Source organism: Erysipelatoclostridium sp. An173, from assembly GCF_002160495.1.
In the GTDB taxonomy this organism is placed as follows: Bacteria; Bacillota_I; Bacilli_A; order Erysipelotrichales; family Coprobacillaceae; genus Thomasclavelia; species Thomasclavelia merdavium.
This window is the reverse complement of record NZ_NFKR01000023.1, coordinates 13,806-35,516: the sequence shown is the minus strand read 5'-3', so window position 1 is coordinate 35,516 and position 21,711 is coordinate 13,806. Positions and strand designations below refer to the sequence as shown.

Annotated in this window: 17 protein-coding genes; 12 read left to right on the top strand and 5 right to left on the bottom strand. The window is 28.0% G+C overall.

Going from position 1 to position 21,711, the window contains the following annotated elements; all coding sequences use genetic code 11:
- Positions 1-10: 10 nt before the first annotated feature.
- Positions 11-1,453 carry an APC family permease gene (locus B5F09_RS10090; protein ID WP_087373965.1) on the bottom strand — a complete coding sequence of 481 codons (1,443 nt, stop codon included), beginning with the start codon at positions 1,451-1,453 and terminating at the stop codon, positions 11-13.
- Between the two features lie 575 nt (positions 1,454-2,028).
- Here B5F09_RS10090 and B5F09_RS10085 point away from each other — a divergent pair.
- From B5F09_RS10085 to B5F09_RS10050, 8 genes are all read left to right on the top strand, one after another.
- On the top strand, positions 2,029-3,657 hold the full coding sequence (locus tag B5F09_RS10085; RefSeq protein ID WP_087373963.1) for a hypothetical protein: 1,629 nt from the start codon (positions 2,029-2,031) through the stop codon (positions 3,655-3,657).
- Between the two features lie 44 nt (positions 3,658-3,701).
- Positions 3,702-4,412, top strand: coding sequence for an acetylglutamate kinase (locus B5F09_RS10080; RefSeq protein WP_087373961.1), 711 nt, complete (start codon positions 3,702-3,704; stop codon positions 4,410-4,412).
- 98 nt (positions 4,413-4,510) lie between these two features.
- Positions 4,511-5,401, top strand: coding sequence for an alpha/beta fold hydrolase (locus tag B5F09_RS10075; protein ID WP_087373959.1), 891 nt, complete (start codon positions 4,511-4,513; stop codon positions 5,399-5,401).
- Positions 5,402-5,539: 138 nt separating this feature from the next.
- Positions 5,540-6,481, top strand: a complete 942-nt coding sequence (locus B5F09_RS10070) for a GTP-binding protein (protein WP_087373956.1) — start codon at positions 5,540-5,542, stop codon at positions 6,479-6,481.
- A gap of 81 nt (positions 6,482-6,562) precedes the next feature.
- Positions 6,563-7,045 carry a GNAT family N-acetyltransferase gene (locus tag B5F09_RS10065; protein ID WP_087373954.1) on the top strand — a complete coding sequence of 161 codons (483 nt, stop codon included), beginning with the start codon at positions 6,563-6,565 and terminating at the stop codon, positions 7,043-7,045.
- Positions 7,046-7,097: 52 nt separating this feature from the next.
- Entirely contained in the window at positions 7,098-7,943 is an 846-nt protein-coding gene (locus tag B5F09_RS10060) for a DUF89 domain-containing protein (protein WP_087373950.1), read from the top strand.
- A gap of 201 nt (positions 7,944-8,144) precedes the next feature.
- Complete coding sequence (locus B5F09_RS10055) at positions 8,145-10,715, top strand: translation factor GTPase family protein (protein WP_087373948.1); 2,571 nt, start codon at positions 8,145-8,147, stop codon at positions 10,713-10,715.
- A 1-nt stretch (position 10,716) separates the two neighbouring features.
- Positions 10,717-11,103: a hypothetical protein gene (locus B5F09_RS10050; protein ID WP_087302681.1), complete on the top strand. Its 387-nt coding sequence runs from the start codon at positions 10,717-10,719 to the stop codon at positions 11,101-11,103.
- Between the two features lie 8 nt (positions 11,104-11,111).
- Here the strand turns inward: B5F09_RS10050 and B5F09_RS10045 are convergent, their stop codons facing one another.
- The gene (locus B5F09_RS10045; RefSeq protein ID WP_087373946.1) at positions 11,112-13,442 is read right to left on the bottom strand and encodes an HAD-IC family P-type ATPase; all 2,331 of its coding nucleotides are present in this window, start codon (positions 13,440-13,442) and stop codon (positions 11,112-11,114) included.
- A 202-nt stretch (positions 13,443-13,644) separates the two neighbouring features.
- Here B5F09_RS10045 and B5F09_RS10040 point away from each other — a divergent pair, with 202 nt between their 5' ends.
- Together B5F09_RS10040 and B5F09_RS10035 are read left to right on the top strand one after the other, a co-directional pair.
- Positions 13,645-14,838: an Mbeg1-like protein gene (locus tag B5F09_RS10040; protein WP_394335299.1), complete on the top strand. Its 1,194-nt coding sequence runs from the start codon at positions 13,645-13,647 to the stop codon at positions 14,836-14,838.
- A gap of 53 nt (positions 14,839-14,891) precedes the next feature.
- Positions 14,892-15,296: a hypothetical protein gene (locus B5F09_RS10035; protein ID WP_087373944.1), complete on the top strand. Its 405-nt coding sequence runs from the start codon at positions 14,892-14,894 to the stop codon at positions 15,294-15,296.
- 10 nt (positions 15,297-15,306) lie between these two features.
- Here B5F09_RS10035 and B5F09_RS10030 read toward each other — a convergent pair whose 3' ends face one another.
- The gene (locus B5F09_RS10030) at positions 15,307-15,759 is read right to left on the bottom strand and encodes a GAF domain-containing protein (protein ID WP_087373941.1); all 453 of its coding nucleotides are present in this window, start codon (positions 15,757-15,759) and stop codon (positions 15,307-15,309) included.
- A gap of 100 nt (positions 15,760-15,859) precedes the next feature.
- Here B5F09_RS10030 and B5F09_RS10025 point away from each other — a divergent pair, with 100 nt between their 5' ends.
- Positions 15,860-16,366 (top strand): hypothetical protein, encoded by a 507-nt coding sequence (locus B5F09_RS10025; RefSeq protein ID WP_087373939.1) that lies wholly within the window; start codon positions 15,860-15,862, stop codon positions 16,364-16,366.
- Positions 16,367-16,412: 46 nt separating this feature from the next.
- Here the strand turns inward: B5F09_RS10025 and B5F09_RS10020 are convergent, their stop codons facing one another.
- Together B5F09_RS10020 and B5F09_RS10015 are read right to left on the bottom strand one after the other, a co-directional pair.
- Positions 16,413-17,726, bottom strand: a complete 1,314-nt coding sequence (locus B5F09_RS10020) for an amidohydrolase (RefSeq protein WP_087302510.1) — start codon at positions 17,724-17,726, stop codon at positions 16,413-16,415.
- Positions 17,727-17,781: 55 nt separating this feature from the next.
- Complete coding sequence (locus B5F09_RS10015; protein WP_087373936.1) at positions 17,782-20,151, bottom strand: HAD-IC family P-type ATPase; 2,370 nt, start codon at positions 20,149-20,151, stop codon at positions 17,782-17,784.
- Positions 20,152-20,332: 181 nt separating this feature from the next.
- Between B5F09_RS10015 and B5F09_RS10010 the strand changes: the two genes are divergently transcribed.
- A complete protein-coding gene (locus tag B5F09_RS10010; RefSeq protein WP_087373934.1) occupies positions 20,333-21,670 on the top strand; it encodes a citrate synthase in 1,338 nt (445 codons plus the stop codon).
- The last annotated feature ends 41 nt before the right edge of the window (positions 21,671-21,711 follow it).

The window sequence follows — 21,711 nt, the reverse complement described above, 5'->3', positions numbered from 1 at the left end:
GTCTGATTTTTTATTCAATTGCTTCTTTTTCACGTTTTTTAATAGCAGGCATAATTAATCCTAATGCTGTTAAAATAATTGGGGTAATAACGTTTAAAAGCATAGTGAAAGTATCAGTTGAATACATACCTAATAAACAACATGCTGCCGTTACAATAAAGCACCACCAGCCAAAGAATTTTGCTACTGCTTGATTTTTAACAAATCGATATTCAGCAGGGAATTTTTCAATAGCTCTTCGTAAAGCAATATAAGCAACAAATACCCATAAATAACGAAGTGGCATACATACAGAATTTAACTTATTTAATTGTGTTAATACTGCAGCAGCGCCTGGAACAAATGATTGAATTAAAATAATAGATCCTGATAAAACTACAACCATTTTAATACCATTGATATATGCACCGTATTTATTTTTCTTCAATAATTTTGAAGGAATAAATTGACGAGCATCTTCGTTATCTAATAACATTCTTAATGGAGCATCGATACTTAATACTAAAGTTGAAAATTGTCCAATCATATTACATAATGCATAAATAATCATTAAAGCATCACCAACATGATAATATTCACCTAAAGATTGGAAAGCCCAATAAGCACCATTAGATACATATGAATTAAATGATTCTTCACTAGCATTGATAACTGCTGGATCAAACATCATACCCATTGCAATTGTTCCTAAAATAGCACAAACTACAACCATAATTGCTAGAGTAATCATACCTTTAGGAAATCCTTTGGAAGGATTTTCTACCTTATTTACATAAGGTGATATTTTTTCACAACCACCAACTGCAAAGACTAGAATGGACAGCGATGTAAAATAATTGGAATTAAACTGAGGGATTATTTTATCCCAACTAAAATCCAGTGAAACAAAACCACCATTTGGGTTAATTGCTGGTGCTGCAAACATCATAATAATGTATAAAATAGACATAACAAACATACTAGTTCCAGCAATAGTAGCTAGTTTTTTTAATGGATTTAATCCACGGCTAGCAACCCAGCAGAAAAATAAAAAGACTGCTAAAGTAGCAAGCTGAATACCAAGTGTTGGTAAAGTATCATAAGTTTCGGCATCGCGGAAAATAGCCCAGCTTAATGCCTTTAAACCACCACTTCCTTTACTTGCAATATAAGTAATGTGACATGCCCAATAAGTCCAACCGGCATAATAAGCAAGTTTTGGTCCCATTGTTTCATGAATCCATGAACTTACACCACCACCTAAATTTTTAAATGCTGATCCTAATTCACCTACCATTAAAGCATATGGTACGAAATAAAGAGCGAACATTAAAATCCAGCTGAAAATAACTTGAATTCCGTTGAAATAAACAAAGCCATTAACAACATTTCCAAAACCCCATACAGTAGAAAATGCCATAAACGCCAGGTTATACCAAACGATTTTTTTAGAATTTTCTTTAGAATTTTCCATATTTTCCTCCTTAATAATTTATAGTGTCTAAACCAATTAATCGTTTAATTGGAAAACCCCAGCTATTCAGGTTTTATCAATAAACTTAAATACTTTAATAAAAAGAAAGTTAAGTTTATATTATTGGTTTTAATCATTTTAACTAAAAAAGTTTTTAATAATCATTATAAAATATTTTGGCAAAATTTTATTACAAAATACTTTATCAAGCTATAAAACCAAATCATTTATTATCATTTTTAAAACAATAACTTGTTTTATTGGGGTAAGTTAAATATTGCTTTTGATTATTTGATGTAAAATTATAGAAAATAACAAATTATTAGGTATTATCTATAACAGTTAAATTTTTAGTTATCTGATAATATTGTATTAATGTTTAAACATTTGTACAATTACCAACTTTTTCATTATAACAAAAAAATGTGATTATTGCTAATAATTAGCGGTTTTCGTAATTTTTTTAAATTTTGTTATTTTGTAAATATTGTTGTAATCTGAAATATGCAATATAATTATAAAATAGAATATTATTAAAAGCTGCTTTAAAATATTTAATAAATAGAGGGACTAATATGGAATATAAAGACTATATTGATGATGTAAAAAAATTAATTAAAAACATGAGTGAACAAGAAAAAACAGATTGGATATATAATTATGCAAGAACTTGTAATAAGAGTAATTGGCATGATTTATTAAAATCACTTACTTCAAAAACAATTGAAGACGTTCAATTTAACCAAGATGAATTTGATCAATTTATTGATGAAGTAGAAAATCAAGAATTATGGATTGAAAGTCGGGAAGAAGAATACTACGATGAATCTGTTCATGATTATAATAGTAACACAGTTTATTTAACTAACTGTAAATTATTAATAGCTTTAAATAATTATATATCTACAGCAATTAAATTAATAGAAAATGAAGATTATTTAATAGGATTTGAGATTTTAGATAAATTATCACAACTGATGGTAGTGACTAATAATGAGTATGGATATGTTGAAGAGCTATCTTTAAATGATCTATATGATCGAAATTTAATAAGGGTTGTAAAATATGTGTATTATCAAAATTTTTTATATGTAGCATTTAATATTAACAAAAGTATTGAAGAGATATATCTAATTTTTAAACAATATGGAAAACAAGATTTAGTGTTTAGTGATCTATTAGCTTTTGGCAGTCAGGAATTAAAATTTGATCATCAGTTTTATCAAAACTGGATTGATTTTTTAGAAAATGAACCAGGTGATTTAGCGGCTAATTTAATAAAAGATGCCTGCTATTTAGATGGGGGTATTGATAAATTAACGACTACAGTTACTAAGATTGGTGAGATACATCCATTACTTTATCAAGAAACAATTAATCTATACTTAAAGAAAAATGATATTAACCAGGCAGTAAAAATTGGATTACAAGCAATTACTAAAATACCTGAACAATTTATTGCAAGAGCTAACATTGCTAAGACACTAATACCATATTATAGTGATAAAGCCTTTCTTTATGAAGTAGCATTTTTATCTAATCCAACTGTATTTAATTGTTTACGATTGTATAGCGAAAAATGTGATTTTGATTATATAAAAGAAACTTTTAAACAGATAAATTATCAAGATGATAACGTTATTTTTAGCAGCCAAGCTGAAGAATATGCAATTAATTGTCTCAATAATTATCAAAGGCAAATTATTAATTATTTATTAAATGATTTTGATATAATTGAAAAACTAGATGAAATTGAATCTTTGGATATTAAAGAAATATTTATGTTTTTATCAATAATGTTATTAAAAGATCATAATCTAAATTTTGTTGCTGATAAAAACATTATAGAAGAATTAGAAAATTATTTCGATATTTCTGATTTTGATAAAAATAATTTTGAAAAATATCTTAAACTTTGGAAACAATCTATCAATATTAATGAAATTCAAAAAGAAAAATTAATTAATTGGCTAACAAAATCAATAATAATTGATAATATGTACAAAGAAAATTATGTAAATAAAGATAAAAAATTGGCTAGTTTAATTGTCGGCTTAGCAGAAGTTTTGTATAGTAATCAAGAAATTGAAAACATCGAAACCTATATTCAAGAATATCTTACAAAATATTCATGTTCAGCTAAGTTAAAAAGCGAATTGATGCTTGCTAGTCAACAAATCATAGATTTAAATAATAATTATTAACAAGTATTAATAGTTCTGGATATTTAAATAAAGGAGTGAGGACCATGAATGATTCATATAAAATAAAAGCTGATATTTTAACTGATGCTTTGCCATATATGCAAGATTTTGAAGGAAAAATAATGGTTATTCAATATAGTTGTAATAATTATGCATCACCTGAACAAGAAAGAAGAATTATGCAGGATATATCTTTATTACATTTTTTAGGAGTACATCCAGTAGTTGTTCATTCTAATAAAAGTGGTGTCGATATTTTTAGAGAAAACAAAAGAATAGCAGCATTATTAGAAACAAATAATTTAAAAGCTATTGGTATTTGTGGGATTGATTTACAAACGATTAGGATATTGATTGATAATCAATATATACCAGTTGTGATTCCTAATGATATTCAAACTGAAAGTGAAAATATTTTTGTTGAAGATACTGCAAGAGAAATCGCTGTTAAACTAAAGGCTGATAAATTGATCTTTATGTCTAAAGATAAAGGATTGTTTGATGATAATGGTCAAATGCTTCCAATTATGTCATTAGCTACGTTAATTGAATATAATAAGTATCATGAACAAAAAGGGTATTTAAATTTAAAGGTGCAAAATGCTATTAAAGCTATTAATGGCGGAGTTCATCGTGTTCATATCATTGATGGGTTAATGGAACATAGTATTTTATTAGAACTTTTTAGCATTGAAGGAATTGGGACAGCTATTTTAGATAGCTTAGATAATTTATATAAACACGAACAACAATAAAATGATATTCTAATACACAATTTTGAATTTTGCCTATTAATATCTAGTGAAAATACAAATTTGATAATCTTGAAATAGAAAAGAGATGATTAAAATATATGCAAGATACAAAAATATATTCATACATTTTTAAACCCCAAGGAAAAATCAGAGGTATTATCCAAATAGTCCATGGAATAACAGAGCATATGGGACGGTATCAAGAATTTGCTAATTATTGTACAAATCATGGTTTTATTGTTTATGGCATTGATTTAGTAGGTCATGGTAAATCATTATACCAGGGGCATATTAAAGGTTATTTTGGTAAAGAAGGTAGCTGGGAAAATGTTGTTAATGATGTTTATAATAGTTATTTACAAATAAAAGAAAAATATCCTGATTTACCTTATTATTTGATAGGATTTTCATTAGGTTCTTTTATTGTTAGGAATTTAATGATTGAAAATCGCTCTTTAAAAATAAATGCTTGTTTATTATTAGGGACTGGCTATCAATCACCAATTTTATTAAAAATGGTAAAATTGGTTGTTAAACAAAACGGAAAAAAAGCTGGTGAAGAGCACTCTACATCATTAATAGATAATTTAGCTTTTAAAAATTATAATAAAAAATTTAAAGATGCTTCAAGTAATGCTGACTGGCTACTCGAAGATAAAAAAGCAAGAAAACAATATATAAATGATCCGTTATGTTTAAAACATGTTAGTGCTGGATTATTTAGAGAATTATTGAATGGGATGATCATTACTAATGATTCTAAAGCTAAAATATATTTGCAATGTCCTGTTTATTTATTATCAGGTAAAAATGACGCAGTTGGTGAATTTGGTAAAGGCGTAAATAAAGCGGCAACGTTATTATTAAAACAGGGAGCTAATATAAAAAAGATAAAATTGTTTGAAAATATGTGTCATGATATTCTTCATGAAAAGAATTGTCAGGAAGTTTATGCTTATATATTAGATATTATTGAAAAAAATTTATAATTACTAGACATGTTATGTATTATTAATGCAATAACATGTTTTTATTTTGATTAAGATCAATGTAAATATTATTACTTTTCTTTAATAATTTAGCGGTTTTGTTTATAATTATATCAAAGTAAAAAGGAGTAGTTTTAAATGATAAAAATAGATTTAATTACCGGTTTTTTAGGAGCTGGAAAAACAACATTTATGATAAATTATGCTAAATATTTAGTAAAACAGAATTTAAAAGTTGGCATTATTGAAAATGATTTTGGAGCAGTTAATGTTGATATGATGTTACTGCAAGAAAATGTTGGGGACTGTTGTGATTTAGAAATGATTTCTGGCGGTAGTGATTTACAAACCTATCGTCGTCGTTTTAAAACTAAATTGATTGCAATGAAAATGGTTGGCTATGATCGAGTTTTAATTGAACCTTCAGGAATTTTTGATGTAGATGATTTTTTTGATCTTTTATATGAAGACCCATTACAAAACTGGTATGAAATAGGCAATGTAATTGCAATTGTTGATGCCTCACTAGAAGAAAACTTGTCTAAGGAGTCTAATTTTTTATTAGCTTCACAAGTTGCAAATGCTGGTAAAATTATCTTTAGTCGCGTTCAAGATGCCTCTAAGATGGCTATCAGCAATACTGTTAATCATATTAATGATGCTTTAAAAGCTGTTTCTTGTAAACGGATAATCGATGATGCGATTATTTGTAAAAACTGGAATGATTTTAGTGATGAAGATTTTAGAGCAATTGTAGATACTGGTTATGTTGTTACAAGCTATCAAAAATTACATTTTAATCAAAATCAAACCTATTCATCACTATATTTTATGAATGTAAAAATTAATATTGATATTTTAAAACAGCAGGTAAATAAGATTATAAGTGATCCTAAATGTGGTCATGTATTTCGGGTTAAAGGATTTATTCAAGATCAAAACAATAACTGGTATCAGTTAAATGCAACTAAAAATGAAATCAACATTCAACCAATAAATCAAGGACAAGAAATTATAATTGTTATTGGTGAATCACTTGATCAAGAAGTTATTGAACAATACTTAAATAATCCTCAATAATAAATTTATACCAAAATAATAGCTACTAGTAACAAATGACAAATAATGATATACTATTTATGCAATAAAAGGGGGATATTTATGGACAAACAATTAACATTTAGATTTGCAACTGAAAAAGATGTACCATTAATTTTAAAATTTATTAAAGGTATCGCTGAGTATGAAAAAATGCTTGATGAAGTTGAAACAACAGAAGAATTACTACACGAATATTTATTTGAAAAACAAAGAGCAGAAGTTATTTTTGCCATTGTTGATAATGTTGAAGTAGGTTTTGCTTTGTTCTTTCATAATTTTTCAACTTTTGTCGGTAAATCAGGCTTATATTTAGAAGATATTTTTGTCTGGCCTCAATATCGTGGTAAAGGATATGGAAAAGCAATCTTTAAACAACTAGTTAAAATTGCCAACGAAAGAGATTGTGGTCGCATGGAATGGGTATGTTTAAATTGGAATCAGCCAAGTATTGATTTCTATTTATCATTAAATGCTAAACCATTAGATGAATGGACTACTTATCGTTTAGATAAAGAAGGGTTAAAAGCACTAGCTGAAAAATAGTTTTGTGAATAATGTGAATAACTTTTAATAAAAATAACTTGGAGATTAACAGATGAAGATTAATGAGAAGTGTTTGCCTTGTTTAATTAATCAGGTGATAAAAGTAGCTAATATAACTAATTGTTCTAATCGTGATGATTTATATCATCAGGTATTTGAACAATTAAGTAAGATTGATTTTAATAAATCAAATCCAGAAATAATCGGAATGATATTCGAATTAGTTAAAAAACATTTAAATAACGAAGATCCATATCAGGAAATTCGTCAATATTATAATAATTTATTTTTACAAAGCTATGATGATTTTGATAAAAAAATTAATTCTTTCAAAACAGCTATTAAATATGCAATTATTGGTAATATCATTGACTTTAGTCCTATTAATAATCAAGAAATAACAAAAATAGATGACTGGTTCGATAATATTGATAATTTATCACTAACTATAGATCATGTTGATAAGTTGATTAATGATATAAAAAAAGCTAAAATTATTTTATATTTAGGTGATAATTGTGGTGAAATTTGTTTAGATAAATTGCTGTTAAAAAGAATAAAACAGCTTAATCCCAGTTTAAAAATATATTTTGGTGTTCGTGGGAAACCAGTTGTAAATGATTCTATTGAAAGTGATGCCTATGAAGTAGGTATTGATGAATACGCTTCAATAATCAGTAATGGAGATAATTCATTAGGTACAATTTTATCACGAACAAGTGCTCAGTTTAATCAGATTTACCAAAATTGTGATTTTGTTATTGCCAAAGGACAAGCTAATTTTGAAAGTTTATCAGAGGAAAATAAAAAGATTTATTTTTTGTTAATGGTAAAATGCGGTGTTATTGCAAAGTATATCAATGTTCCAGAAAAATCATTAGTTTGTTATTGTAAATAAGTTATTCATAATATTCACAGTTAATTCACAAATTTCACAATTGTGAATTGATTGTGCATAAAGGTTAATAAACAATAAAAAAAGCATGCGATGATATAATTTATCACCATGCTTTTTTTATTAGTGGTAAAATAAAGTTGTATTTATTTAGATATTTATTATAATTAAATTATTATTATTAAGAAATTAGGATGATTATAAATGAAAAATATAGTTTTAGGAATATTAGCCCATGTTGATGCAGGAAAAACTACATTAACAGAAAGTATGCTTTATTTAAGTGGGGCAATTAGAAAATATGGTCGCGTTGATCATGGTGATGCCTTCTTAGATTATAATAATCAAGAACGAGATCGTGGGATTACAATTTTTTCTAAGCAAGCAGTTTTTGAATATAATGATTGTAAGATTACTTTGATAGATACACCAGGCCATGTTGATTTTTCAACAGAAATGGAACGTACACTTCAGGTCTTAGATTATGCAATATTAGTAATTAACGGTTTAGATGGAGTTCAGGCACACAGTGAAACAATTTGGCATTTGTTAAAGCACTATCAAATACCAACATTTGTTTTTGTAAATAAAATGGACATTTCCTTAAAAGATAAGCATGAGCTTATAGAGGATTTAAAAAAGAATTTTAGCGAACAATGTTATGATTTTGATAATTTAGATACTGATTTTTTCGAAAATGTAGCATTAAATAATGAAAATTTATTAGATTATTATTTAAAACATCAAACCTTAGAAGATAATATGCTTGTTGATGAAATTGCTAAACGTAATATATTTCCAGTTTATTTCGGTTCGGCTTTAAAAATGTCTGGAATAGAACATTTTCTTGATCAGTTTACAAAATATATAGCTACTAAAGAGTATCCAGAAGATTTTGGTGCTCGAGTGTATAAGATAAGTCATGATGATCAAGGAAATCGTTTGACCCATTTAAAAATTACTGGTGGTTTATTGAAAGTAAAATCTTTAATTAACAAAGATGAAAAAGTTGATCAAATTAGAATATATTCGGGAAACAAATTTACTACAGTTGATAAAATAGAAGCTGGTAATGTTTGTGCAATAAAAGGTTTTAAAAATATTCAGGCTGGACAAGGCTTAGGTTTTGAAAAAGACGAAATTTCACCTGTTTTATCTTCTTATATGGATTATCGAATTATTCTTCCAGATAACTGTGATCAACATAAAATGCTAGCTAACTTACAGTTATTAGCACAAGAAGATCCACAATTACATATTGTTTATGATAGTTCTTCACAAGAAATTCACATTCAGTTAATGGGGGCTATTCAAATAGAAGTTTTAAAAAATATTATAAAAGAACGTTTTAATATTGATGTTGATTTTGATTTTGGAAGAATCTTATATAAAGAAACAATTTTAGAACCAGTTGAGGGGGTTGGTCACTATGAGCCATTACGTCATTATAGTGAAGTTCATCTTTTATTAGAACCAGGACCTAAAGATAGTGGTTTACAGTTTGCTTTAAATTGTAAAGAAGAACAACTTCCTATTAATTATCAACATTTAGTATTAACCCATCTACAAGAAAAAGAACATTTAGGTGTTTTAACAGGGTCACCAATTACCGATATGAAAATTACCCTTGTTGCTGGTAAGGCTCATCAAAAGCATACTGAAGGTGGCGATTTCCGTGAAGCAACTTATCGTGCTTTACGCCAAGGATTAAAAATGACTAAATCAGTTCTATTAGAACCATATTTTGCTTTTTCATTAGAAATACCGGCCGAAAGTTTAAGTAAAGCAATTTATGATATTGAATTAATGAATGGTGAATTTAAAATAAAAGACCAGACAGCTGATAAAGTTATTTTATCTGGCAAGGCACCAGTTAGTAAAATGCAAAATTATCAAAATGAAGTTATTAGTTATACTAAAGGTAAAGGGCGTTTAATTTATCGTTTAGATTGCTATCAGCCTTGTCAAGAGCAAGACAAAATTATTGAACAAATAAATTATGATAGTGAAGCTGATCTAAATAATCCTACCGGCTCTGTTTTTTGCAGTCATGGAGCAGGATTTAATGTAAGCTGGGATGAAGTGCCTAAATATATACATATTCCATATCAAACAAAAAAAGCTGCTAAGCCAATGGTAAGTAATTACAAAGAAGAACGCTATCAAGATGAAGATGAAGAATTAGAAGCAATTTTTACTAAAACATATGGACCATTAAAACAACGTGGTGAATCGACTCATAAAGCTAAACCTTTAATAAAGGAACCGGTTTATAAACCTAAACCAGAATGTATCTTAGTAGATGGCTATAATGTAATTCATGCCTGGCCTGAATTAAAAGAACTTGTAAAAGATAATCTAGATGCTGCTCGTTTTAGATTAATGGACTTAATGTGTAATTATCAGGGATATAAAAAATGTATTTTAATACTTGTTTTTGACGCTTATAAAGTTAAAAACAACTTAGGAACAAGTGAAAAATACCATAATATCTATGTTGTATATACAAAAGAGGCTCAGACTGCAGATATGTATATTGAACGAACTACCCATGAATTAGCTAGTAAATATAATATTACGGTTGTTACTTCTGATGCTCTTGAGCAATTAATAGTTCTAGGGCAGGGGGCTAAAAGAATTTCTTCACGAGAGTTGTATTTAGAGGCAACTAGATTAGATCAAGAAAAACTTGAAGAATATCGTCGCAAACAACCTAAAGGACATGATTATTTATTAGCGGATATAAAAAAATATAATTCGAACCAAGGAGAATAATATGGCAAATATAAGTAAATATAATTTATATTATATCAGTGGTATTGAAGAATATCGCCGTCGAGCGATGTATACTTTAAATATTAAAGAAGATTGTTTTGCAGTTAGTGGTATTTTTAAAAGTAAAGAATTTTTATTTGATGAAATTGTTGATATCAAATATGGTGAAATAAATTTTTTAAAAGAGACAATTGATATTGTAAGAAGAACATTGGTTGATCAGGTTTCTTTAATCGATTTGCGTAATAATCGTAAATTAAATTATTGTTTAGTTATCTTTTTAAAAAATCAAACAATTTTATTTGGTGAAGAATATGATACTTTAATAAAAAAAGCATATGAAAATCTATTAAATGCGACTAATAAAACAAGGAAAAAAAGATACTGAGAATCTTTTTAAGATAGCTCAGTATCTCTTTTTTTATCCAAATATTGACCAACTTTTTTAGTAATAATTACCAAAAATGGAATACAAACTAGAATCGTAATAAAGATGATTTGTAATAATTTTGAATTTAGTGGATGCATTTCTAACAATGGCCAGAAAATTGGTGTTGAAAGAATGAATCCAATAATATCAATAATTAAAACACCACCACGATACCAGTTTAATGGTTTGTAAATACGATAAATCATATGAATAGAAATAAATGCTGTTGTAAAATATAAAATGGTAAATGTTTCCGATAATGATAGATCTAATACAGGTGCTAGTAAACGAATTCCAGCAACTGATAAAACAATTACTAAAGCATTTGGTAAAGAAAAACGCATTGCATGATTACCAATTGATTCTTTAGGTTTTTCAATATTTCTTTCAAATAAAATCATAAATGAAGGGAATCCTTCAATAAACATATCTAATAATGTCATTTGGAAAGGAATAAACGGATATGGAATATTCATTAAAATTGACAAAATAGAAAGTAAAATAGTATAGATAGTTTTTAAATAATACATTGAAGCTGATCTAGTAACATTATTAATAACTAAACGACCTTCACGGACAACTTCAACTAAAGTATCTAACTTACCATCGATTATTACAAACTGTGATATTTGACGAGCAATATCAGAACCAGAACCCATTGCTATTGAAACATCAGCATCTTTTAAAGCTAAAACATCATTAACGCCATCACCAGTCATTGCTACTTTTAATTTATGTTTTTGCAAAGCTAAAATCATTTTATGTTTTTGAAATGGACTAGCACGACCAATAACATTATAATTTAATATCGCATTTTCCAAGTCTTCATCACTAGTTAGAGTAGAAGCATCAATATATTTTGTTGCATTAGCTACACCTGCTTGACTAGCAATAGCACTTACAGTGGCTGGATTATCACCAGATATTACTTTTACAGCAACATCATTATCACTAAAGAATTTCAAAGCTGAGTGAGCATCTTTACGAATTGGATCTTTAATAATAACTAGACCAATTGGAATAGTAGTATTTAAAGTATCAGATAATGTAGCTAAATCTTGATGATGTCCAATAAGTAAAACTCGGGCACCGCCTTTTTGCATTTCAAGTATTCTTTTATCTAAGATAAAATCTGGTCTAATAATTTCTGGAGCACCAACAATGATAGTTCCTACTTCATCTAGCTTAGCAGCACTCCATTTACGTGCTGAAGAAAAGGCAATACGATCAAGAGTTTCATATTTGGCTTCACCTTTAAAGTAATTTTTAAGAGTTTTAAAAGTAATATTATTATCTAGCGAACCAGCTACAAAAGAAGGCATTATCTGGGATAATTCCAGATTTAGTGAATTTTTTAAATTAATAACTTCTTCGATTTCCATTTTTCCTTCTGTTAATGTACCAGTTTTATCTAAACATAAGACATCTATACGAGATAATGTTTCAATACTAAACATTTCTTGAACTAATGTGTTTGATTTCCCAAGTTTTACAACACTAGCTGCTAAAGAAACACTTGTAAGTAAAACCAGCCCTTTAGGTAACATTCCTAATAGAGCAGTTGCAGTATTAACAATTGTACTAGTAATACTTTGATCACGAATAACATAGGCTTGATAAAGCATTAAAATACTTAGTGGTAAAACTAAATAACTAGTATAACGAGTAACTTTATTAAAAGTATTTAATAATACTGAATCAACTGGTTTTCTAGTTCTAGCCTGATCAGTGATTTTATTGGCATAATTGTCTTTACCAACATGTTCAATTTGACAATAGCAGCCACCACTTAAAATATAACTTCCTGAAAGCAGGTGATCACCTGGTTCTTTATAGACCGGATCGGCTTCACCAGTTAATAGTGACTCATCAACTTCAACACTATTTTTAATAATTACGGCATCGGCACTGATTTGATTTCCTGTTTCAAAATAAACAATATCATCTAGAACTAATTCCTCATTATCAATTAAACTTTCTTTGCCATCACGAATTACTTTGGTTTTTGGTGACACAATTAAGTTTAGTTTAGCAACCATGTTTTTAGATTGTATTTCCTGACGAGCACGAATAAAGATATTTGAAATAACTACAACGACAAAAAATAAGCTTGAGTAAGCTTTAACAGCTATCAAAGCTACAGCTATAATAAAATTGTAGGCATTGAATAAGTTAAATATGTGACTTAGTATAATTTCAAAATTGCTTTTAACTTTGGGTTTATACGCCACATTGACTTTTCCCTCGGAAATTCTCTGTTTAACTTCAATTGAAGTTAATCCTTTTATTTTTTTCATAAATCAACCTCATTTGCATTTATCATTTCTAATCCATTAGTATTATAATAGCATGATTATTTAAAAATACTACTATATTTTTTCTAAATAATAACTTAATTTTTCTTAAAAAGCTATTAGTTTAAATATATTTTTAAGAAATGGATATTTAATTGTATATAGCTGATTGTCTATGGTATAATCCAAACATATTCAAGGAGGGATGTACTTGAGTAATATATATGACTATTTAAAATGGCGTGGTGATCTTTTAATGACGGTCGATCCATTTAATGATATCGATGCATTAATTTTAAGCGAACTAGTCTATGTAGAATTTTTAGACACAGTACCATCTTTTTTAAGTAACCAATCGCGTTCTTTACAGGATGTGGCTAAAGACTTCTTTTTAAAAAATGATGAGTCGGTATTAATGAATAGATTTTCTTTTATCAAAGAATCAATCAATTTATTAAAAGTTTTATCTACTTGCCAACGATTTAAAAACATTAAACTATCAAATTATGTAAATGAATTAAATTATAATGACGCTAAACAATTTGCGGCAATAACTTATCAATTAGAAGATGATAGTATTTTTGTTGCTTATCGAGGTACTGATGATACGATTTTGGGCTGGAAAGAAGATTTTTTGATGACCTATAAATATCCAGTTCAATCACAAATCCAGGCAGCTAGTTATCTTAAGAGTATTATTGAACATTTTTATCAAAGTAAAATTTCTTTAATAATCAACGAACACAAATTTTCAAACATTTTTAAACGAAGATTAAAAAAACCAATTATAAGAATAGGGGGCCATTCTAAAGGAGGCAATTTAGCAGTTTTTGCAGCTAGTACAATTGATGATAAAGATGCTCAAAAAATCATTCAAATATATAACTATGATGGTCCTGGTTTTCCTGAAGAAATGATTCAACATACGAATTATAAAATGATAGTTGATAAAATTAAAAAATTTATACCAGAAAATTCTGTTTTTGGAATAATGTTGGAAAATTTAGAAACAGTAAAAATTATTAAAAGTAATGCTAAAGGATTAATGCAGCATAATGGATTTACTTGGCAAATTATTGGAAAAGATTTTGATACTGTTGATAAACTGAGTAAAGAAAGTATGGCTTTATCCGATGCTTTTAAATCATGGTTAGAAAAGGTTGATTTAAAAACACGTGAAAGTGCAATAAAAGCAATCTTTACTATCTTAGAAAGTGCCAATATTAAAACAGTTGATGATTTTACTGAAAAATCATTTTCACATTTAGTTACTGCCCTAAAAGAATTTAAAAATCTTCAAAATGATACCCGTGATGCAATAATTCATTTTTTTAAAACTTTATTAGTTGAAAGCAACAATTATTATCGGAAATATTATCGTGATAATGATAATTCATAAAGAATTAATATTTAGTCACTATACTAATTTTATATTTTGAAAAGAGGGTTAAGATGAAAAGATTTCAAGAGTCATTATATCGATTTATGTCAGGAAGATATGGTTCTGATCAGCTTAATATGTTTTTGCTGGTACTAGCCATTGTTTTAATTTTTTTGAATATATTTATATTTGGAAATCAAATTTTATCATGGATTGTTTGGATTATATTAATATATGAAATATTCCGTACGTATTCTCGTAATATTTATCAAAGAAGAATTGAAAATGAAAAATTCTTATCATTAATAAGTCCAATTAAAAAGCGTTATTTAGTAATTAAAAATAATCATAATGATAGAGCACATAAATATTTTTTATGTCCAAGTTGTAAACAAATGGTAAGAGTGCCACGTGGTCGTGGAAAAATTACAATTACTTGTCCTAAATGTGCAAATAAATTTGATAAAAAAAGCTAAGGAAGAACATTTATTGTTCTTCCTTTAATCGTTTTAGATGTTTAATAATAATTTGAATATATTTTTCTAGTAATAGCTGATCAGATTTGCTGAAACGATCAAAACTAGTAGAATCTAAATCTAATACACCATATAGTTCTTGGTCAATAATGATTGGTAAAACTATTTCACTATTTGTTGCACTATCACAAGCAATATGATCTTTAAAGTTATGAACGTTAGCTACTCGGTATACTTTTTGATCAGTTGCACAAGCACCACAGACACCACGATTTAATGGAATAATTGTACAGGCTGTTTTACCTTGAAATGGGCCTAAAATCAATTGACCATCTTGATATAAATAAAATCCTGCCCAAGATACATCATTTAATGTTTGATAAATAAAAGCAGCACTATTTGATAGTAATGATATTTCATATTTAATATTTTCTAATAAGCTATCTAATTGTTTTTCACTCATTTTAATCACCGTTTTATATTATACAACAATTTATGCAATTAGTGGTTAAAATATTTAATTTTGGTAAAAATATGATTAGATTAATAAAAGGAGAATTAAAATGAAACGATTTTTTAAATTATTATGTTGTATGACACTTTTATTTACTCTTTCATTTAGTTTATCAGGATGTTCTGAAAATCAAAGTAATGAAACAGATACAATGGAAGATACTGATAATACTAACGATGATGAATTAGCAAAAATTGATAGTAAAGTGGAAGAAAGATTTAATGGTGATTATACTGTAAGTCAAGAAGATATTAGTGAATCAGTTACTTACATTAATGAAAATATTGACAATATTAAAGATAAAGATGTTGCTAAAAATATTTATGAACATAGTTTATTTCTAGAAACAGCAGCAACTCAAGGTAATGTTGATGATTCTAATAAAATTAAAGAATTAGCTGTTAATTCTAAGGAATATGCTAAAAATGTCTATAATGCTAGTGATGATGAAGTAGATAATATTATTGAAGAAGGTAAAGAAAAATTTAATACTTTCAAAAATGACTTTAAAAATGGTGTTGACTCATTTGTAGATGAGTTTATGAAATTCTTTTAAAAAATATAAAAGATAGAGTTTAGATAAAAGACTCTATCTTTTAGTTTTATTGATTTAATAAATAATAAGCAATAGTGCTATAAATCGTAGTACCCTTTAACAAGACCTCTTCATTAAAATCATAAGTAGTATTATGTGGGGCAGCAGCAAGATTAGTAGTAAGTTTCATATAGGTACCAATACCGCCATGAGCTTGTACGGTTGCCAGCATGTATGAAAAATCATCACTGCCATCAAGTGGGCTTAAATCATTTTTAGCCACTTTAATTTCTTTTAAATGATCTTTACATACCTGGCGAATAATATCCATCATTTTTTTATCACATTCTAAGGAATATGCTTTACCCATTTCTTTGATTTCAACAATTGTATCATGCATTAAAGCTGAACCATGTATAATATCACGGGCATATATTTCCATATAAGTATTCAGTTCGGTTGTTTCACCACGAACTTCAATCTCTAATTTAGCAGTTTCTGGGACAACATTACGACCGGTTCCAGCGTGAATAGTACCGACATTAACACGGGTACAACCATCACTGTTTCGAGGGATTGAATGTAAATTCAAAACACATGATGCAGCTGATAAAAGGGCATTTTTACCAAACTGTGGCATTCCAGCAGCATGAGAAGAAACGCCATGATAAGTAACATCTAATTTAGTGGTAGCAAATGTTTCATTCATTCCTAAAAACAAATCAGTATCTTCATGTTCGTTTTCATATGTCCAGATATGACCGGCAAAAATGTAATCGACATCGTTTAAAATGCCACTTTCACATACACATTTAGCACCTCGAACTCCTTCTTCAGCTGGCTGGAAAATTAGTTTTAATGTTCCGTGTAAATTATCTTTTATTTCAGCTAAAATTTTTGCAACCGTTAATCCCATTGCTGCATGACCATCATGACCACAAGCATGCATTGCTCCTAAATTGCAAGAAACAAAACCTTCTTTAGTTGGAATATGTTCACAAGAATCATCTTCAACTATACTTAAAGCATCAATATCAAAACGAATTGCTACAACAGGACCAGGACCATTTTCGATAATACCAGCGACAGCAGTAAAACCATCTTTAACTTTTTCTAAATAATAAGGATCAGCTCCTTGAGATAAAGCCCGTTTATAATTCATTGTTAAAACTCGTTTGCTAGGAATCCCCATTCTTCCTTCAGGACGCATGATTTCTTTACCTACTAAAACCTGATACCCCAAATCGTCAAGTTTTCTTGCAATAATTGAAGCTGTTCTTAGCTCAAGCCAGCCTCTTTCAGCATACTTATGAAAATCGCGTCTTGTTTCTACTGTTTCTAAGTAGTATTGTTTAGCAAGTTCTTTTATTTTGTCATACATAAACCCTTTCTCCTTTATTTTATTTTAACATTTTAATGAAAAAAGGTTAAGAATTTTACTCCTTAACCTTTGATATTTTATTTAAATGATATCTTTGTAGTTTACGATATACATATTTTATAATGTTAACTAAATAACTTGATAATTCTACTAGCACAGGTGAAAAGGCCATTAATGCTAATAAAACAATCATCCAGTTAAAACTAATACTTGTTAGTTCTAAGATTTTTTGACCAATGATCAATGCTATGTAATAACAAAGCTGAGTAGTATAAATAATAATTTTACGATAAACTGTTAAAGGTCGATATACTTTTAATAGAGCAAGAGTATAGTTCCATCCTGTAAATAAAATACATATCGTCGATAGCATTTCTGCATTATAATTTAACGCTAAACCAATATTAGTAATTAAAGTTGAGCCTAAAGCTATTGTAAATGCTGAAGGGAAGGCGTTATTAAAGACTTTTTCTAAAAAGCTGCCTTCAACTCGAGCAAAATTAGCTTCGTAAGTTAAAAAGAACGTTGGTATTCCAACCCCGCAAGCACTAATTACAGAAAGCTGTGCTGGTTCGAAAGGGTAAGTCTGCCCAAAAATAATAGTAGTTATTGCCAATAAAGTTGAAAAAATTGTTTTTATTAAAAACATAGAAGCTGACATTGAAATATTATTGATAACTCGACGTCCTTCATCAACGATATGCGGCATTGCATCAAAGTTATTATCTAATAATACAAGATTTGCTACATTCTTAGCAGCGTCACTACCTGAAGCCATTGCAATTGAACAATCTGCTTCTTTAAATGCTAAAACATCATTGATACCATCACCAGTCATCGCTACAGTATGACCTTGTTTTTTAAGTAAAATTACCATTTCTCTTTTTTGCTGTGGTGTAACCCGACCAAAAACAGAATATTTTTTTAATGCTTCTGACATTTCAGTCATATTTTTTATAGTTGAAGCGTCTTTATAATAGTCTGCTTTTTTTAATCCAGCTCGTTTAGCGATTGATGAAACTGTAATTGGATCATCTCCAGAGATAATTTTTAAGTCAACTCCTTGATCATAAAAATATGCAAGAGTTTCCTTGGCATCTTCCCTAATTATATCACTTAAAACTATGATACCAGTAGGGACTAGATCATCTGGTAATGACAAATCAGAAACGACTTGATCGCTATGAGCTAAAGCTAAAATTCGATATCCTTGGCTAGCATAATCTTTACATTTTTCATCTAATATTTCATGACCACCAGGGAATAAAAATTGATATGCTCCGATATAATATGTTCCAATATTTTCAAATGAAGCACCACTGTATTTTCGATCAGAACTAAATGGAATTACAAAATAAGGTTTAAATGTATTTTGTGGTGGATAATGCTCTTTTAAAGCTTGAGATGTGACATTATCGTCATCTAACGAATACATTAAATTTCCAATTATTTCTTCAATATTTACATCATCAAATTTAATATCAAATTCAACTTTTATTTTACCTTCAGTAATAGTTCCGGTTTTATCTAAACATAAAACATCAACTCGAGCTAATGTTTCAATACAAAATAACTCTTGTACTAAAGTCTGTTGTTTAGCTAGCCTTAAAATACTGATAGTTAAAGCGACACTAGTCAATAAAACAAGTCCTTCAGGTATCATTCCAATAATAGCTGCAACGGTACTAACAACAGCATCATCGAATGGCTGATTAGCATATAAAAATTGTTTTAAAAATAGTAGGCCTCCAATTGGCAATATTACAATACTAATATATTTTAAAATTTTATTTAAACAACGATTTAATTCTGAATTATGTTTTTTTAATTTTTTTGCTTCTTTTGTAATTTGATTCATATAGCTATCTTCACCAACATGAGTCACTTTACAAATTCCTTGTCCTGAAGTAATGAAACTTCCAGAAAATAATTTATCACCATTTAATTTCAATACCGGATCAGATTCTCCAGTTAATAATGATTCATTAGTTTCCATATGACCATCAATTAAAACACAGTCAGCTGGAATTTGCAATCCTGTTGATAAAACAAGATAATCATCTAAAACAATCTGGTCAATACCAATTTTTTTTATCTCATTATCACGAATTACATCAACATGAGATGCTGTCAAAATTGATAGCCGGTCTAAAGTTCGTTTAGCTTTAATTTCCTGATAAATACCAGCAATAGTATTAATAATAATAATAAAAATAAATAAAGTGTCTTTATATGAACCAACAAAAACTATTAAAGCAAATAAACTGATGTTTAATATATTAAAAAATGTTATTGTATTGTTTAAAAATATTTCTTTATAGGATTTAGTAATACGATTATCAATCTCATTAATTTTGCCTTCATTAATTCGTTGAGCAACTTCTTTACTACTTAATCCATGATATTCATGATTATTTATTTTCATATAATTCTCCTTTTTATTATTGTAGCTTAAAAAAATGAAATAAACAATAAGCACAATTATAATTTAGATTTATTTAGAATTATTTAAGAATAACTTAAAAAAATATTGTATACAATTATTGTATACAATTTCTATAATAAGTGCTATAATAAACCTACTTATATTTTTAGGAGGTGTTTATATGAGTGTACTAGTTGATAGATTTATCGAAAAGGCTAGAGATGGGGATAATAACATCGATAATAACCTGTATACAAAATATGATGTAAAAAAAGGATTAAGAAATGAAGATGGTACCGGGGTTTTAGTTGGATTAACTAAAATTGCTGATGTAGTAGGCTATAAAAGGGAAAATAACAAAAAAATAGATTGTCGTGGTGAGTTATATTACCGAGGAATTGCTGTTTCTGACATAATTAATAAAAGAGAACCACATCAACGTTTTTTATTTGAAGAAACATGTTTTTTAATTATTTTTGGTTATTTACCAAACAAGGATGAATTAGAAACATTTAAAGCTGAGTTGTCTAAACGTTATGAATTACCTAAACATTATTTGGAATCTAAAATTTTAGGATTTCCTTCAAAAAACTTAATGAATAAATTACAGCAAGAAGTATTAATGCTTTATTCATATGATGATGATCCTGACAACACATCACCTAAAGAAACTATGTATAAAGGATTAAATCTGATTGCTAAAATACCATCGATTGTATGTTATGCTTATCGTAGTAAAGTTCATTATTTTGATAAACAGAGTCTATATATTCATCAAATACGACCAGATTATTCAATTGCTGAAAATATTTTGTATTTACTTAGAGATGATAAAAAGTTTACTACTAAAGAAGCTGAAGTTTTAGATATGTGTTTAGTTTTACATGCTGATCACGGTGGTGGAAATAACTCTACTTTTACAAATATTGTAATTAGTTCAACGGGAACTGATATTTATTCTAGTTTTGCTGGAGCAATTGGTTCATTAAAAGGACCACGCCATGGTGGTGCTAATCTTGCAGTTATGGATCAAATGCAAAAAGTTATTGATTGTATTGGTTTAGATGCAACCGATGAACAAATAAAACAAATTATTGAACAAATATTAGATAAGAATTTTAATGATAACAGTGGCTTAATATATGGTATTGGTCATGCTGTATATACTTTAAGCGATCCTAGATGTGAAATTTTAAGACAACAATGTAAAGAATTAGCCAAGGAAAAGGGGAGAGAAGCTGAATTTAATTTCTATTATCGCTTTGAAAAAGCGGCAATTGCTGCAATTGAAAGCAGAAAAAAAATTCATGTTTGTGCTAATGTCGATTTTTATAGTGGATTGATTTATGATATGTTATCAATACCAAGAGAGTTATATACGTTAATGTTTGTAGTAGGACGTTCAGTAGGATGGTTAGCTCATAATATTGAAAACAAATTATATGCCGATAAGATTATTCGTCCTGCAGCTAAATATGTAGGGGAAACTCATGAATATGTTCCTTTAAAAAATCGATAATTATTATTAAAGTAAGCAAGTATAATCTACTGCTTACTTTT